This is a genomic window from Anaeromyxobacter sp. PSR-1 (genome assembly GCF_000964525.1).
In the GTDB taxonomy this organism is placed as follows: domain Bacteria; phylum Myxococcota; class Myxococcia; order Myxococcales; family Anaeromyxobacteraceae; genus Anaeromyxobacter.
The window spans coordinates 1-16,805 of sequence record NZ_BAZG01000088.1 but is presented as its reverse complement, the minus strand read 5'-3'; the positions used below and the strand labels follow the sequence as shown (position 1 = coordinate 16,805).

General features: G+C 78.4%; 9 protein-coding genes. All 9 read left to right on the top strand.

The window, feature by feature from the left end:
* Window positions 1-77 precede the first annotated feature (77 nt).
* Window positions 78-347, top strand: coding sequence for a hypothetical protein (locus PSR1_RS13800; RefSeq protein WP_059438103.1), 270 nt, complete (start codon window positions 78-80; stop codon window positions 345-347).
* A gap of 72 nt (window positions 348-419) precedes the next feature.
* A complete protein-coding gene (locus PSR1_RS13795; RefSeq protein ID WP_059438102.1) occupies window positions 420-1,103 on the top strand; it encodes an ABC transporter ATP-binding protein in 684 nt (227 codons plus the stop codon).
* Window positions 1,104-1,110: 7 nt separating this feature from the next.
* Window positions 1,111-3,639 (top strand): FtsX-like permease family protein, encoded by a 2,529-nt coding sequence (locus PSR1_RS13790; RefSeq protein WP_059438101.1) that lies wholly within the window; start codon window positions 1,111-1,113, stop codon window positions 3,637-3,639.
* Complete coding sequence (locus PSR1_RS13785) at window positions 3,629-4,771, top strand: lipocalin-like domain-containing protein (RefSeq protein ID WP_059438100.1); 1,143 nt, start codon at window positions 3,629-3,631, stop codon at window positions 4,769-4,771. The genes PSR1_RS13790 and PSR1_RS13785 overlap by 11 nt, the downstream gene beginning before the upstream one ends.
* Before the next feature lie 27 nt (window positions 4,772-4,798).
* Window positions 4,799-5,986, top strand: coding sequence for an HDOD domain-containing protein (locus PSR1_RS13780; protein ID WP_059438099.1), 1,188 nt, complete (start codon window positions 4,799-4,801; stop codon window positions 5,984-5,986).
* A 47-nt stretch (window positions 5,987-6,033) separates the two neighbouring features.
* Entirely contained in the window at window positions 6,034-7,797 is a 1,764-nt protein-coding gene (gene aceK, locus PSR1_RS13775; protein WP_059438098.1) for a bifunctional isocitrate dehydrogenase kinase/phosphatase, read from the top strand.
* A 74-nt stretch (window positions 7,798-7,871) separates the two neighbouring features.
* Window positions 7,872-8,486, top strand: coding sequence for a chalcone isomerase family protein (locus tag PSR1_RS13770; RefSeq protein ID WP_237757962.1), 615 nt, complete (start codon window positions 7,872-7,874; stop codon window positions 8,484-8,486).
* Between the two features lie 189 nt (window positions 8,487-8,675).
* A complete protein-coding gene (locus PSR1_RS13765) occupies window positions 8,676-14,582 on the top strand; it encodes an Ig-like domain-containing alpha-2-macroglobulin family protein (protein WP_059438096.1) in 5,907 nt (1,968 codons plus the stop codon).
* A gap of 42 nt (window positions 14,583-14,624) precedes the next feature.
* Window positions 14,625-16,805 (top strand): penicillin-binding protein 1C (gene pbpC / locus PSR1_RS13760; RefSeq protein ID WP_237757960.1); only part of this gene is annotated, 2,181 nt, incomplete at its 3' end.

The following is a 16,805-nucleotide window of genomic DNA, read 5'->3' as shown; positions in this document are numbered from 1 at the left end:
GCGTACACGCCCGCCGCCCAGGCGCGCTCCTGTGTGCCTTGCCCGCCGTCAGGGACGCACGCTACCCTGCCCGGATCGTGGGGGAGGAGCGCTCAACAGCCGAGATCATCGCCGCGTCGCTCGCGACCTGCCTCGGCCCGAACACCGCGCGCACCGCGGTGCGCACGTTCGCGGACCGCGCCCTCGCGCGCCGGCCCGAGGACCTCACGCGCGCCGACGTGCCGGCGCTGCTGGACGCGCTCCGCCCGATGCTGCGCACCCTCCTCGGACAGGATCCGGCCGACCTGGTCCTGGCCGAGATCCGCGCGCGGTTCGCCGAGCCGACGGCCCGCGCCCGCCGCGCGTAGCCCGCCGCGCCGCCGCGCGGCCCACGCGCCGCTTGAACCCGCCGCCCCGCCGCGGCATGGATCGGGTCGCCCATGGCGCCCGTGCTCACGCTGCGTGAAGTGACCCGCACCTTCGCCGGGGCCGGCGGCGTCCCGCTGCCGGTGCTGCGCGGCGTCTCGGCCGAGCTGCCCGCCGGCCGCGCGGTGGCGATCACCGGGCGGAGCGGCTCGGGCAAGTCCACCCTGCTGCACCTCGCCGCCGGCATCGACGCGCCCACCTCGGGGGAGGTGCTGCTCCTGGGACGCTCGCTCGGCGCGCTCCCCGACGCGGAGCGCACCCGCGCCCGGCGCGACCACGTGGGCCTCGTCTTCCAGTTCTTCCACCTGCTGCCGCACCTCTCGGTGGAGGACAACGTGCTCGTGCCGGCGCTGGTGGCCGGCGACCCGCCCGGCCCGGCGGCGGCGCGCGCCCGGGACCTGCTCGAGCGCGTGGGGCTGGCGGGGCGCGCGCGGGACGCGGTGCAGAAGCTCTCCGGCGGCGAGATGCAGCGCGTGGCGCTGTGCCGGGCGCTGCTGCGCCGCCCGAAGCTGCTGCTCGCGGACGAGCCGACCGGGAACCTGGACGAGGCGAACGGGCAGAAGGTGATGGACCTCCTGCTGGCGCTGGCGCGCGAGGAGGGGAGCGCGGTGCTGTACGTGACCCACAGCCGCGAGCTGGCGGCGCTCGCCGACGCGACCTGGACGCTGCACGCCGGCCGGCTGGAGCAGGGCGGGTGAGAGCGCCGTGAGGGCCTACCTGGCGCGCGCCGTGGGGCGGGAGCTCCGGGCCGGCAAGGCGCTGTTCCTGCTCTCGGTGGCGGGGGTGGCGCTGGGCGTGGGCGCGGTCCTCTCCATCCAGATCCTGAACGGCAGCGCGCTCGGCGCGTTCGCCGGCACGGTGCGGGCCGTCTCCGGCGACGCGGACCTGTCGGTGCTGGGCTGGACCGGCGCGCTCGACGAGGCGCTGTTCCCGGAGGTGCTGGCGGTGCGCGGGGTCGCCGCCGCGCGCCCGCTCTGGCGGGCCGACGCGGTGGTGGAGGGGCGCCCGGGCGCGTCGCTGGAGCTCGTCGGCGCCGACCTGCTCGGCGCGGCGCGCGGGCCGTCGGCGCTGCCGCCGGCGGCGCTGGAGGGCGCGCTGGGGACGCCGGGCTGGGTGGCGGTGACGCCGGCCTGGGCGGAGGAGATGGGCTGGCGCGAGGGCGACCGGATCGACGTGTCGCTCGGCTCGCGCCGCGCGCGGCTGGTGGTGGGGGCGCGGGTGGACTTCCAGGCGGCGGCGCCGCTGGCGAGCCGCCGGCTGGCGCTCATGGACATCGGGCAGGCGCAGGGGCTGCTCGGGACGCGCGGGCGCATCCACCAGATCGACGTCCGCGCCGCGCCGGGCGTCGCGCCGGGCGCGCTGGCGGAGCGGCTCTCGGCCGCGCTGGGCGAGCGCGCGCGGGTGGCCACGCCCGAGCAGCGCACCGTCGAGGCCGGGGGGCTGCTCTCGGCCTTCCGCCTGAACCTCACCGCGCTCTCGCTGGTCTCGGTGCTGGTGGGCGGGTTCCTGGTCTACGCGTCGGTGCGCGCCTCGCTGGCGCGGCGCCGCGAGGAGCTGGGGATGCTGCGCGCGGTGGGCGCGACCCGGGCGCAGGTGCTGGGGCTCGTGCTGGGCGAGGCGGCGCTGCTCGGGATCCTCGGGACGGCCGCGGGCGTGCCGCTGGGCTGGCTCGCGGCGCAGGCCAACGTGGGCGCGGTGTCCGGCACGGTCCGCAACCTCTACCTGCTGGAGGGCATCGACCGCGTGGCGCTCACGCCCGCCCTGGTCGCGCTCGGCGCCGCGACCGGGCTGGCCGGCGCGCTGGCGGGCGCGCTCTGGCCGGCGCTCGACGCGGCCCGGGCCGACCCGCGCGCGCTGCTCGCCTCGATCGCGGTGGAGGAGGGCGCCGGCGCGCGGGCGGGCCGGCTGCTCGCGGCGGGGCTCGCCGCCCTCGCGGCCGGGCTGGCGGTGTACGCGCTCGCCGGCGAGCGGCTCGCCGCCGCGGGCTTCGCGCCGGCGGTGGGCATCCTGGTGGCGGTGCCGCTCGCCACGCCGGCGCTGCTCCGCGGGATGGGGCGCGCCGGCCTCCCGCACCGGCTCGGCATCGCCTACGGCCTCCGCAGCCTGGGCGGCCGGCTCTCGGCCTCGGCGCCCGCGGCGGGCGCGCTGGCGGTCGCGGTCGCCATGCTCGCCGGCGTCACCGTGATGGTGGGGAGCTTCCGCGACACGGTGGAGCGCTGGCTCGACGCGACGCTGCGCGCCGACGTGTACGTGACCACGCCGTCGTGGCGGCGCGCGCGCAGCGAGGCGACGCTCGCGCCCGAGGTGCTCGCGACCTTGCGGGCGTACCCCGGCGCCCGGTCGGTGGACGTCCTCCGGCAGCACACCGGCTACACCGCGGACGGCCGCCGGGTGCAGGTCTCCGGGGTGGACGCCGCGGTCCCCGGCGCGGACGGGCGCGTGGCCCTGGTGGCCGGCGACGCCGGCGAGGCCATGCGGGCGCTCCGCGAGCGCGGGGCGGTGCTCGTCTCGGAGCCGCTCGCCCGCAAGGCCGGGCTGGCGCCCGGGGGCGCGCTCGCGCTGCGCGGCCGCGAGGGGCCGGTGCGCTTCCCGGTGGCCGGGGTCTACCGCGACTACGGCGCCGAGGGCGGGGCGGTGCTGATGGACCTCGAGGCGTATGCGCGCGCGTTCGGCCCGGGCGCCCCCTCCAACGCCGCGCTCACGCTCGCCCCGGGCGACGACCCGGAGCGCGCGGTGGCGGCGCTGCGCGCCGCGCTCCCCGGCGCCGCGCTGCAGATCCGCTCCAACCGCACGCTCCGCGGCGAGGTGCTCGCCATCTTCGAGCAGACGTTCGCGGTGACGCGGCTCCTCGAGGCCATGGGGCTCGTGATCGCCGCCGCGGGGGTGACGCTCTCGCTCCTGGTGCTGGCGCGCGACCGGCGCGCCGAGCTGGCGCTGTACCGGGCGCTGGGCGCGAGCCGCGGCCAGCTGTTCCGGGTGTTCCTGGGGCGCGGGCTGGCGGTGGGCGGGGCGGGGCTGGTGCTCGGGCTCGCCGGCGGCGGGGCGCTGGCGGTCGTGCTGGTGCGCGCGGTGAACCCGGCGTTCTTCGGCTGGACGCTGGGGATCTCGGTCCCGCTCCGCGCGCTCGCGCTCGAGGCGCTCGCCATCCTCGCCGCCGCCGCCGCCGCCAGCCTCTACCCGGCGCTCGCCGCGAGCCGCACGCCGGCGCAGGAGCTCTCCCGCGATGCGCTCTAGCGCGCTCGCCCTGGCCCTCGCGGCCGCGCTCGCCGCCGGCGCCGCCGCCGCGGCCGGGCCCGAGGGCCGGGCCTGGGCGCCCGCCGATCCGGCGCACCGCTGGAGCTTCCCGCGCGATCACCACGCGCACCGTGAGTACCGGAACGAGTGGTGGTACCTCACCGGCACGCTCGAGGACGCGGCCGCGCCCGGCCGCCGGCTCGGCTACCAGGTGACGTTCTTCCGCGTGGGCCTGGTGCGCGACCCGCCGGCGCTCGACTCCGCCTGGGCCACCGGCGGCGCGGTGATGGCGCACCTCGCGATCACCGACCCGGGCGCGGGGACGCACCGCTTCGCCGAGGTGCTCTGGCGCGACGTCCCGATGCTCGGCGGCTTCGGGGCGGAGGGCGATCCGGTGCTGGCCTGGGCCGTCGCGCCCCCCGGCACGGCGGGGCGCTGGGCGCTCACGCTCGGCGCGGACGGCGCGTTCGCCGTCTCGGCCCGCGACGACGCGCAGGGGATCGCGCTCGAGCTCGTGGCGCGCCCGGAGCGCCCGGTGGTGCTGCAGGGGCCGAACGGCTACAGCCGCAAGGCGGCGGCGCCCGGGCACGCCAGCCTCTACTACTCGTTCACGCGGATGGCGACCTCCGGCGCGGTGACGCTCGACGGCCGGGCGCGCGCGGTGCGCGGGACGAGCTGGATGGACCGGGAGATGGGCTCGTCCCAGCTCGCGCCGGCGCAGGTGGGGTGGGACTGGTTCGCGCTCCGGCTCGCCGACGGGCGCGACCTGATGCTCTACGCGCTCCGGCGCGCGGACGGCACGGTGGACTTCCGCCGCGCCACGCTGTTGACGCCCGACGGCGCGGTGCGCTGGCTCGAGGCCGACGCGTGGCGCGCCGAGCCGCTCGGGCGCTGGCGCAGCGCGGCCACCGGCGCCGAGTACCCGAGCGGCTGGACCGTCACGGTCCCGTCGGCGGGGATCCGCCTCACCGTGCGGCCGGAGCTGGACGCCGCCGAGAACGTCTCCTCGCGCGTGCCCGGGCTCGCCTACTGGGAGGGGCCGGTGCGACTCACGGGTCCCGACGGCCGCGCCGCGGGCGAGGGATACGTCGAGCTGACGGGCTACGGCGCGCGGGCGCGCCCGCCCATCTGACGTCGCGCTGGAGTAGACTCCGAGCGCATGCTCGATCTCGACAGCGCCATGGTGGAGCTGGTGGCGCGCCAGCAGGTGAAGGTCCCGCCGTATCCCGCGGTCGCGTTCCAGATCGACGCGCTGCTGCGCAGCCAGGACTACGGCCTCGACGATCTCGCGAAGCTGGTCGCGTCGGACCAGGTGCTCGCCGCCGACGTGCTCCGCTGCGCCAACACCGCGCTCTACGCGCGCGGCGCGCCGGTGGCGTCGGTGAAGCAGGCGGTGCAGCGCATCGGCGCGAGGGACGTGGCGCGGCTGGCGCTCGCCTCGGGGCTGGGCGCGCACGTCCTCGCGGGAGGAAGGCTCGCGCCGCTGCGCCGCCGCGTGTGGACGGACGCGCTCGCCTCGGCGCTGCTCTGCCAGGCGCTGGCGCGCGGGCGCGGGCTCTCCCCGGAGATCGCGTTCTCGGCCGGCCTGCTGCACGACTTCGGCAAGGTGGTGGCCATCGCCTGCCTGGAGGACCTGCTGGCGCGCCGCGACGACGCGGTGCCGCGGCAGGCCTCGGAGTGGGCCGCCATCGCCGAGCGCTACCACGTGGAGCTCGGGGTGGTGATGGCGGCGCGCTGGGAGCTGCCGCCGGTGCTCGCCGACGTGATCGCGCAGCACCACGCCGAGCGCATCGGCGCGGCCGCGGACCCGCGCTACGTGGAGACGGTCGCGGCGGTGGACGAGGCGGTGCGCCTGCTGGGCGACCGGACGGCGGTCTCCGCGGACGACCTCGCCGAGGCCGAGCTGCTCGACGGGCCGGAGCGGCCGCTGGTGGCCCGCACCATCGAGGCGCTGCCCGGCTTCGTGGCGGCGTTCGAGCGTCCCGAGGCGTGGAAGGCCGACGTGGGCGCGAGCCTGATCGCGCCGCCGCAGCCCCCGGCCGCCGCGGCCGGGAGCCCGCTGCCGTACCTCATGACGCTGCGGCTCGGCGGCGCCGTGCACGCCTTCGACATCTGCGCGATGGCCGGAACGCAGTGCGTGGTCTCCGGGCCGTGCGCGCTCCCCGAGAACCTGCTGCTGGAGATGAAGATCGCCTGCGATCCGGCGCTGCGCGGGTTCGCGACCGTGAAGCTGGCCTGGACCGAGCGCGGGCGCGCGCTGCTCCTGGTGCAGCCGTACGCCCTCTCGGCGGAGGCGCACGCGCGCTGGAAGGAGCTCGCGGACGGGGCCGCGGCCGCGGCGGCCTGAACCGCCCCCGCGGCGGCGGTGGCGCGCCGGCCTTATAGCCCGCTGGCATGCTCGACGAGCGGGGCGCGCTCGCGCGGGGCGCGGCGGAGGCCATCCGGGCGGGGTACGAGGCGTACCAGGCCGAGCGCGCGCGGATCACCGCGCGGGCGCGCGGCCGCTTCGAGGCGCGCGACTGGGCGGGCGCGCAGCGCGACGCGCGGGAGCGGCTCGACCTGCGCGACGGCGTGGTGCACCGGACGGTGGGCGAGGTCCGCGCCGAGCTGGGCGGGGCGGTCCAGGACCGCGAGGTGTGGCGCCGCGCCAAGGAGGCGTTCGGGGCGCTCGCGGGGGCCCGGCCGGACTTCGAGATCGCCGGGTCGTTCTTCAACTCGGTCACCCGGCGCGTGTTCACCACCGTCGGCGTGGATCCCGCCATCGAGTTCCTGGCCGCCGACGCGCCGCCGCCGCGCGAGGACCCGCCGCAGCACCGCGCCTTCCCGCGCGAGGCGACCACCGAGGCGCTGCTCGCGCGCATCCTGCGCGCCGCCCCGCTCTCCGCGCCGTTCGAGGACCTGGCCCGCGACGCGCGCCTCGCCGCGCTGGAGCTGGACGCGCACGTGCGCGGCCTCCCGGATCGCCAGCCCATCGACGCGATCGAGGTGGCGCGCCCGGTCTTCTACCGCGGGAAGGGCGCGTACCTGGTCGGCCGGATCCGGCGCGGCGGTCACCTGACGCCGCTCGTGCTGGCCCTCGCGCACGGCGACCGCGGCGCGGTGCTCGACGCGATCCTGTTCACCGAGGAGGACGTGTCGATCGTCTTCGGCTTCACGCGCTCCTACTTCCACGTGGAGCTGGAGCGCCCCCGCGCCATGGTGGCGTTCCTCTCCACGCTGCTGCCGCTGAAGCGGCGCTCCGAGCTCTACACCGGCCTCGGCTACCACAAGCACGGGAAGGCCGAGCTGTACCGCGAGGTGGCGCGGCACCTCGCCGAGGGCGACGACCGCTTCGTGCCGGCGCGCGGCGACCGCGGGCTGGTGATGTGCGTGTTCACGCTCCCGGGCCTGGACGTGATCTTCAAGGTCATCCGGGACCGCTTCGCGCCGCCGAAGCAGACCACCCGGCGCGAGGTGATGGACCGGTACCGCCACGTGTTCCGCCACGACCGCGCCGGGCGGCTGGTGGACGCGCAGGAGTACGAGCACCTCGCGTTCCCGGCCGCGCGGTTCTCGCCCGCGCTGCTCGAGGAGCTGCGCACCGCGTGCGGCGACGGCGTGCGGGTGGCGGACGGGGAGGTGGCCATCCGGCACCTCTACGCCGAGCGCCGGGTCACGCCGCTCAACCTGTTCGTGCGCGAGGCGGACGAGTGGACGGCGCGCCAGGCGGTGCTCGACTTCGGCTGCGCGCTGCGCGACCTCGCCGCCACCGACACGTTCCCCGGCGACCTGCTCCTCAAGAACTTCGGCGTCACGCGCCACGGCCGCGTCATCTTCTACGACTACGACGAGCTCACCCGGGTCACCGACTGCAACTTCCGCGACCTCCCCGGCGCGGGGCCCGGCGACGGCGGCGACGACGGCTGGGGCGGCGGCCCCGACGCCGGCTACGACGGCGGCGACCCGCCGTTCTACGTGGGGCCCACCGACGTGTTCCCCGAGGAGCTGCTGCCGTTCATCGGGCTGAACGGGCGGCTCCGCGAGGTGTTCCTGCGGGCCCACGGGGAGCTGCTCACCGGACGCTGGTGGCGCGACATCCAGGCGCGGCTGCGGGCGGGGGAGATCGTGGACATCTTCCCGTACCGCGAGGAGCAGCGGCTCCGTCACGCCCGTCCATGAGCCGATCCGAGACGATTCGACCTTCCCGGGACCTGGACCCCCGGGCGCCGCGTGCCAGGATGCGCCGCCCTCGCGTGCGCTCCCTGGCCTCCACCGCGGCGCTGGTCGCCGTCCTGCTCGCGCTCCCGGCCCGGGTCGCCGCCTCCGGCGACGCGCCGGTGCGGGTCGGGGGCGCGGCGTTCCCGGCCTGGCAGGACGCGGGCGGGGCCCACCTGAGGCTGCAGGGGGCGGGGCTGTTCCGCTGGGGCTGGTTCGTGAAGGTCTACGCAGCGGCCCACTACCTCGACGCCTCGGCGCCCGGGGCGCCGCCCGAGGCGGACGTGGCGCGCCGGCTCGAGATCGCGTGCCTGGTGAACGTCAGCGCGGCGGAGCTGGCCCGCGCCACCGAGAAGCTGCTGGCGCGCGCGCACGGGCCGGAGGTGATGCGGTCGCTCGGCGACCGGCTGGCGCGGCTGCGCGCGGCGTACGTCGGGCTGAAGCCCGGCGACCGGTACGCGCTCACCTACACGCCCGGCCGCGGCACCGAGCTGTCGCTGAACGGCCGCCCGCTGGCGCGCGTGGAGGGGGCCGACTTCGCCCGGGCCTTCTTCTCGATCTGGCTCGGGAGCCGGCCGGTGGACGGCGGGCTGCGCGACGCGCTGCTCGGCGCGGGCGCCGGCCCGGCGGTCCGCGCCCGGTCGCGCGGCTGATCCCGGCGCGGGGCGCGGCCCGGCGTCGCACGCGAGCGTTGCACCCACAGCCTGCGGTGTGTCCTACTCGGCGCGCACCTGCGGCACGGCGGACACGGCCCCGCGGTCGGCGCCCGAAAGCCCCCGGACTCCGCGGGGGCGGTCGCTGGCCTCCCGGCTGCAACGCCGTCGCCCGGACCGGGAGGACCCATGCTCCGCACCCCGCTCGCCGCCCTGCTGGCGGCCCTCGCCCTCACCGCCTGCGGCCGCGGCTGCGGCCCCGCGCCCACGCCCGAGGGCGTGGCGCTCTCGCCGCTGCCCGAGCCGCCCCCGCTCGTCATCCCCGAGGGTACGCTGGCCGCGGCCGGCGAGCTGGCGGTGGTGGCGGCGCGGCCGGTGGGGCCGGCCGAGGGCGAGGTCCGCCCCGCCATCACCTTCTCGCGGCCGATGGTGGCGCTCGGCGCGATCGACCCGGCCCACGATCCCGCGGCCGGGATCACGATCTCGCCGCCGGTCGAGGGCGAGTGGCGCTGGCTGGGCTCGGCCACGGTGGAGCTCGTGCCGCGCGCGCTCCTCCCGCTCGCGACCCGCTTCACGGTCACCGTCCCGGCCGGCCTGCGCGCGGTGGACGGCGCCGCGCTCGCCGCCCCGTACGCGTTCACCTTCGAGACGCCGCGCCCGGCGGTGCAGCGGCTCCTGCCGCGCGAGGGCTACGGCTGGCTGGCGCCGCGCGAGCCCGTGTCGCTCGTGCTCGACCAGCCGGTGCGGGACCTCGCCGCGCATCTCAGGCTGAAGGTCGGCGGCGAGGACGGCTGGCCGTACGCGCTGAAGGCCGTCCCGGTCGCCGACGAGAAGCCCGCCGCCCCCGGGCGCCGCCTCCCGCCGCCGGACCCGTCCGCCCGCACCGGCCGCGATCGCCGCGTCCGCTACGAGCTCACCCCGCAGCGCCCGTACCCGCTCGACACGCCGGTGGAGCTGCGCATCGAGGGCGAGCTCGCCGGCGCGGAGGGCCCGCTGACGCTGGAGGGCGCGCCGCGCTTCGCGCTCCGGACCTACGGGCCGCTCCGCGTCGCAGCCGTCGAGCCCTGCTGGTGGGGCGGGGAGCGGTGCCCGCGGGGCCCGGTCCGGATCCGCACCACGAACCCGGTGGACCGCGCCACGCTCGCCGCCGCCGTCACCATCACGCCCGCGGTGAAGATCGACTGGGACGACGTGGAGGTCACCGGCCCGGACGCGAGCGGGGCCGAGGTGATCCTGCCGGCGGCCTTCGCGCCCGGGACCCGCTACCGGATCGCGATCGGGCCGGCGCTCCGCGACGTGTTCGGCCAGGCGCTGGCGGAGCGCCTCGAGCGCACCTTCGACACCTCCGACCTCGAGCCCGAGCTGGACGCCGGCGAGGAGCTGGCGCTGCTCGAGGCCGGCGGGGACGGGGCGCTGCCGGTGGGCGCCACCAACCTCGGGACGGTGGAGGCGACGCTCGCGCCGCTCGACGTCCCGGCGCTGGCGCGCCTGCTCGCGAAGCCGGATCGCACCGACCTGGGCGGCGGCCCCACGGTGTCCCGCACGCTGGACGTCTCGGGGCCGCGCAACGCCGGCCGCACCGTGCCGCTGCCGGTGCGGGAGCTGCTGGCGGGCCGCGGCACCACGCTGTTCGCGGTGCGGGTGGTGGCGCCGGAGATCCGCGTCGAGCAGCCCTGGCAAAGGTGGCGGCGCGAGCGGCGCATCGTCGGCCAGCTCACCGATCTCGCGGTGCACGCGAAGCTCGGCGCGACGCGCGGCGTGGTCTGGGTGACGCGGCTCTCCGACGGGAAGCCGGTGCCCGGCGCGGACGTCGCGCTGCACGATCGCGACGGCGTCGAGCGCTGGCGCGGGCGGGCCGACGCCGACGGGCTCGCCGTGGTGCCGGGCCTGGCGGAGGTCATCCCGCCGGCCGGGCACGAGCCCCAGTACCCGTGGGCCACGCCGTTCGCGCTGGTGGCGGCGCGCGCCGGCGGCGACCTCGGCGTCACGCTCTCGAGCTGGTCCGGCGGCCTCGACCCCGCGGCGCAGGACGTCCCCACCGACTGGGACGGGACCGAGCCGCGGCCGCTCGGCGGCGTGTTCGCGGACCGCGGGATCTACCGGCCCGGCGAGAAGGTGCACCTGAAGGGCCTCGTCCGCACCCGCGCGCTGGGCCGGATCGGGACGCCGGCGCGCGGCAAGGCGGCCGTCACCGTGCTGAGCGCCCGCGGGAAGGAGATCTGGTCCGGCGAGGCCGCGCTGACGCCGTTCGGGACCTGGTCGGCCGAGGTGCCCATCCCCGCCGACGCGCCGCTCGGCGCGTTCGAGGTGCGGGCGCGGGTCGAGGCGGGCAAGGCGGTGCTGCCGTACCTCGCGGGCTTCCGGGTGGAGGAGTACCGGGCGCCGCAGTTCCAGGTGGACGTCACCGCGCCGGCGCGCGAGGTGACGGCGGGCGAGCCGCTCCGCGCCGAGGTGCTGGCGCGCTACCTGTTCGGCGGGGCCATGCCGAAGGCGGCGGTGCGCTGGACCGCCGCCCGCGAGTCGATCGACTTCCAGCCGCCCGGCCACCCGGGGTTCGCGTTCGGCCCGCAGACCTGGTGGTGGGACGACGAGACGCCGCAGCGGACGGCGGACGTGGTCGCCTCCGGCGCGGGCGAGACCGGCGACACCGGCCACCTCGCCATCGACGCCGGCAAGGCCGAGGCCACCGGCGGCCGGACGTTCGCGGTCACGCTCGAGGCCGAGGTCACCGACGTGAACCGGCAGCGGATCGCGGCGCGCGCCGCGGTCACGGTCCACCCGGCGGCGGTGTACGCCGGCGTGCGGCGCCGCGGCACCGGGTTCGCCGAGGCGGGCCGGCCGGGCGAGCTGGAGGTGATCGCGGCGGCGCCGGACGGCGCGGTGCGCGCCGGGATCGCGGTGGACCTGGTGGTGAAGAAGCGCGAGTGGCGCTGGATCCGCAAGAAGGGCGTGGGCGGGCGCTGGGTCACCGAGAGCGAGGTGGTGGAGGAGCGGGCCGGCGGCTGCGCGCTGCGCACGCGGGAGGAGCCGGTGGCGTGCGCGTTCACGCCGACGGCGCCGGCGCTGTACGTGGCCGAGGCCACGCTGAAGGACGCGCAGGGGCGCGCGCAGGTCACGCGCCTCCCGTTCTACGCAACCGGCCCGGGCTGGGTGTCCTGGCAGCGCGAGGACACCGGCCGCATCGATCTCGTGCCGGACCGGCCGCGCTACCAGCCGGGCGAGGTGGCGAAGGTGCTCGTGAAGAGCCCGTTCCCCCGCGCCGAGGCCATCCTCACCGTGGAGCGCGAGGGCGTGCGCTCCGCGCGGCGCGTGACGCTGGAGGGCAGCGCCACCACGCTGGAGGTGCCCATCGCCGAGGACGACCTCCCGAACGTCTTCGTGTCGGTGCTGCTGGTGCGCGGCCGCGTGGCCGCGGCCGACGCCGGCGGGGCGCCGGGCGGCCCCGGCGCGGACCCGGGGCGGCCCGAGGTGCGGGTCGGGTACGCGAAGCTCGCGGTGGAGCGGCGGGCGAAGCGGCTCGAGGTGGCGCTCGAGCCGGACCGCGCCGAGAAGCGGCCGCGCGAGCCGGTGGAGGTGCGGGTCCACGTCACCGACCACGCCGGGAAGGGCGCGCCGGCCGAGGTCACGGTCTGGGCGGTGGACGAGGGCATCCTCCGGCTCACCGGCTACGAGCCGCCGGACCCGGTGGCGCTGGTCCACCCGGAGCGCGGCCTGTCGGTGCGCCTGGGCGAGTCGCTCATCCACCTGGTGGAGCGGGCCCGCTACGGCGAGAAGGGCCGGTCGCCGGGCGGGGGCGGCGGCGGGGAGGGCGCGGGCGCCGGCTTCCGCACGCGCTTCGAGACGACGGTGCTGTTCGCGCCGGAGGTCCAGACCGACGCCGAGGGCCGGGCCACGGTGCGGTTCACGGTCCCCGACAACCTCACCACCTGGCGCATCATGGCGGTGGCGGTGTCGCGCGGCGACCGGATGGGCGCGGGACGGTCGAAGGTGACCGTCTCGAAGCCGCTCCTGGCGCTCCCGGCGCTGCCGCGGCTGGCGCGGGTGGGGGACCGGTTCGAGGCCGGCGTGGTGGTGCACGCGCCCGGCGCGCCGGCGCAGGAGGTGGAGGTCCGGGCCGAGGCGAGCGGGCTCGCCCTCGACGGGCCGGCGGTGAAGCAGGTGCGGCTCGACGGGGCGCCGCGCGAGGTGCGGTTCGCGTTCCGGGCCGACGCGCCCGGCGAGGCGGTGCTCCGCTTCGCGGCGCGCGGCGCGGCCGGGCAGGACGGCGTGGAGCAGCGGCTCCCGGTGCGGCTCGCGGTGGAGCAGGAGGCGGTGGCCGTCTCGGGCGACACGCGGGATCGCCGCCGCGAGGCGCTGGCGCCACCCGCCGGGGCGCGGCCGGACGTGGGCGGCCTGGAGGTGCGGCTCGCCTCCACCGCGCTGGCCGGGTTCTCCGAGGGCATGCGGCAGCTCGTCGAGTACCCCTACGGCTGCCTCGAGCAGCTCTCCTCGCGCCTGGTGCCGTTCATCGCGCTCCGCGAGCTGCAGGGCCGGCTCGGCCTGCGCCACCTGCCCGGCGAGCGCGCGCCGGCGCCGCCGGCCTGGGCGCGCGCCTGGCTCGGCGACGAGGTGTTCCGCATCCAGGAGACCGACGATCCGGACGAGGTGGTCCGGCGGACGGTGAAGGCCATCGAGCGGCTGCAGGGGCCGGACGGCGGCTACCGCTACTGGGCCTCCTCCGAGTGCTCGGCGCCGTGGGCGTCGTCGTACGCGGTGCTGGCGCTGGGCCGGGCCGCCGAGCTGGGCTACCCGGTGGATCGCGCGGCGCTCTCGCGCGGGCAGCAGTACCTCGCCGGCACGGTGGCGGCCGGGCGCTGCACGCGCTGCGGCAGCTCCTGCGCCAGCCCGGACGATCCCACCCGCGTGTTCGCGCTGTACGCGCTCGCGCGCACCCGCGCCCCGAAGGCCTCCTTCCACGCGGAGCTGGTGGCGCGCCGCGCGGCGCTGCCGCTGTTCTCGCAGGCCATGCTGGCCGACGCGCTGCTCGTCACCGGCAGCCGCGACGAGGGGCGGCGGGTGCTCCAGGAGGTGCTGAACCACGTGAAGGAGTCGCCCACCGAGGCGCACCTCGAGGAGGCCGACCCGCGCACCTACGCGCCGCTCTGGTCGTCGGACACGCGCACCACCGGCATCGTGCTCGGCACGCTCGCCTCGACGCTGCCCGACCACCCGTACGTCCCCAAGCTGGCGGCCTGGCTGGGCGGGGTGCGGCGCGCCGACGGGCGCTTCCGCAACACGCAGGAGGCGGCGTTCGCGCTCCTGGCGCTCTCCGAGGTGATGCGCACCCGCGAGAAGGACGTGCCAGATTTCACCGCCCGCGTCTCGCTCGCCGGCGCCGAGGTGGCCTCGGCGCGCTTCGCCGGCCGGAGCGCCGAGGCGGTGCGGAAGGAGGTCCCCATGGCGCGGCTGCCGCGCGGCGGCGGGGCGCTCGAGTTCGCGCGCGACGGCGCGGCGGGCGTCCTCTACTACGGCGCGGTGCTGCGCTGGGCGCCCGCCGAGCTGCCGCGGGAGCCGCTCGAGCGCGGCATCCACGTGCAGCGCTGGATCGAGCCGTACGGCGGCGGGGGCCAGGTCCGCGCGGTCGCGGCCGGCGAACTGGTGCGGATCCGGGTGCGGCTCGGGACCTCGCAGGAGCGCCACCACGTGGCGGTCTCGGTGCCGGTGCCCGCCGGGCTGGAGATCGTGGACACCTCGCTCGCCACCACCGCCGCCGTGCCGGCCGCGCCGGCGCCCGGCCACCGAGACGACGGCGAGGAGGCCGAGGGCTACGCCTGGGAGTCGGCGGAGGATCTGTCGGAGGAGGAGGCCGGGCCGCCGGAGGGCTGGGCCTTCCGCTTCTGGAGCCCGTTCAACCACCAGGAGCGGCGGGACGACCGGCTGGTGCTGTTCGCCGACGCGCTGCCGCCGGGGCTCCACGTGGCGACGTTCGTGGCGCGCGCCACCACGCCCGGCACGTTCCTGCTGGCGCCGGCCCGGGCCGAGGAGATGTACGCGCCGGAGGTGTTCGGGCGCTCCGACGCGGGCACGTTCGAGGTGCGGGCCGGCGGCGGCCGCTAGGGGGCCGTGGTGCGGGAGGCGCTCCAGCGGGCCGCGAGGGCCGTGCGACGCGCCCTGGCCCGGCTCGCGGCGGCGCTCGCCGGCCTCTCCGCGGTGGCGGCGCTCGCGGCCGCGGTGTTCGTGGCCTGGCCGCTGCCGGACGGCCTCCTCGAGCGCCGGCCGGTCGCGGCGGTGCGCTTCACCGACCGCGACGGCGGCCTCCTGCGCGAGGTGGCCTCGCGCGCCGACGGGCGGAGCGTGCCGTTGCCGCGCGGCGAGCCGGTGCCGCCGCGGGTCCGTGCGGCGTTCCTCGCCGCCGAGGACGCGCGCTTCGACCGTCACCCGGGCGTGGACCCGCTGGCGGTGGCCCGCGCCGGCTGGCAGCTGGTCCGGTACCGGCGCGTGGTGTCGGGCGCGTCCACCCTCACCATGCAGCTCGCCCGCGCGCTCGTCCCGCACCCGCGCACCGCGGCCGGCAAGGCCGTCGAGGCGCTGTGGGCGCTCCGCCTCGAGGCGCACCTCGGCAAGGACGAGCTCCTGCGCGCCTACCTCGACCGCGTCCCGCTGGGCGGCGACCTGTTCGGCGTGGAGGCCGCGGCCGGGCTCTACTTCGGGCGGCCGGCGCGGACGCTCTCCGCGGCGCAGGCGGCGCTGCTCGCCGGGCTGGCGCGCGCGCCCTCCGCGCTCGACCCGCTGCGGCGCCCGGAGGCCTCGCGCGAGCGCGCCCTGGCGGTGCTCGGCCGGATGGAGGCGCTCGGGCTCGTCGGCGCCGAGGAGGCGCGGCTGGCGCGGGACGCGCCGCTCGACCTCGCCGCGCCGGCGCGGAGCTTCGAGGCGCCGCACCTGGTGGACGCGCTCTCGGCCCGGCTGGGCGCGCTGGGCCTCGACGGCGCCGCCGAGGTCGAGACCGCGATCGATCGCGGCCTGCAGCGCGACGTGGAGGAGATCGTCCGCGCCGAGCTGGCCGGCGACCCGCGCCTCGGCAACGCCGCGGTGATCGTCGTGGACAACGCGAGCGGCGAGGTGCTCGCGTACGTGGGCTCGGTGGACTTCCTCGACGCCGCCGGCCTCGGCCAGAACGACGGCGTGCGGGCGCGCCGCCAGCCGGGCTCGGCGCTGAAGCCGTTCGCCTACGGCCTGGCGCTCGCGCGCGGCTGGACCGCGGCGTCCGTCCTCTCGGACGTGGAGGTGCGGCTCGCCACCCCGACCGGCGACTGGGTCCCGCGCAACTACGATCGGCGGGCGCACGGCCCGGTCCCGCTCCGCGCCGCGCTGCAGAACAGCTACAACGTGCCCGCGGTGCGGCTCGCCGAGGCGCTCGGGCCGGAGCGGGTGCTGCGCACGCTGCGGGCGGCCGGGTTCGAGTCGCTGGCCGACGGCGCCGACCGCTACGGCGCGGGCGTCGTGCTGGGGAACGGCGACGTGACGCTGCGCGAGCTGGCGCGCGCGTACCGCGGACTCGCCCGCGGCGGCGTGCTGGAGCCGCTCCGCGAGGTGCGGGCCGCGCGCGACGCGGCCGGGCGGCCGCTGCCGGTGGGGCGCGAGCTCGCGCCGCGGCGCTTCCTGCCCGCGGGCGCGGTGGCGCTGCTCGCCGACATCCTCTCCGACGAGGCGGCGCGGGCGCCCGCCTTCGGCGTGCACAACGCGCTCCGGCTGCCGTTCCCGGTGGCGGCCAAGACCGGGACCTCGCGCGCCTACGTGGACAACTGGACCGCCGGCTACACCGCGGAGCGGACCGTGGCGGTGTGGGCGGGGAGCTTCGACGGGCGGCCGATGCAGGGCGTGTCGGGGATCACCGGGGCCGGACCGGTCTTCGCCCGGGTGATGGTGCGCGCCATGCGCGGGCTCGAGCCCGCGCCGCTGGTGGACCGCCGCCGCTTCGTCCGCGCGCGCGTGTGCCCGCTCACCGGCCTGCGCGCGGGGCCCGGCTGCCCGGGCGCGCTCGACGAGGTGTTCCTGCCCGGCACCGCGCCCTCGGCGCCCTGCGCCGCGCACGCGCACGGCCCCGGCGCGCCGGTGGCGCTCGCGCCGGAGCTGCTCGCCTGGGCGCGGGCCGAGGGGATCGCGGCGGTGGCGGACGGGCGGGCCCCGGGCGACGCCGGCGCCGGCGCACCGCGGGTCCTCCTGCCCGCCGACGGCGACGAGTACCTGGTCGAGGCCGGGTATCCGGAGGGCGCGCAGGGCATCCCGCTCCGGCTGGCGCTGCCGCCGGGGACCGCGCGCGCGGAGGTGCGGGTGGGGGAG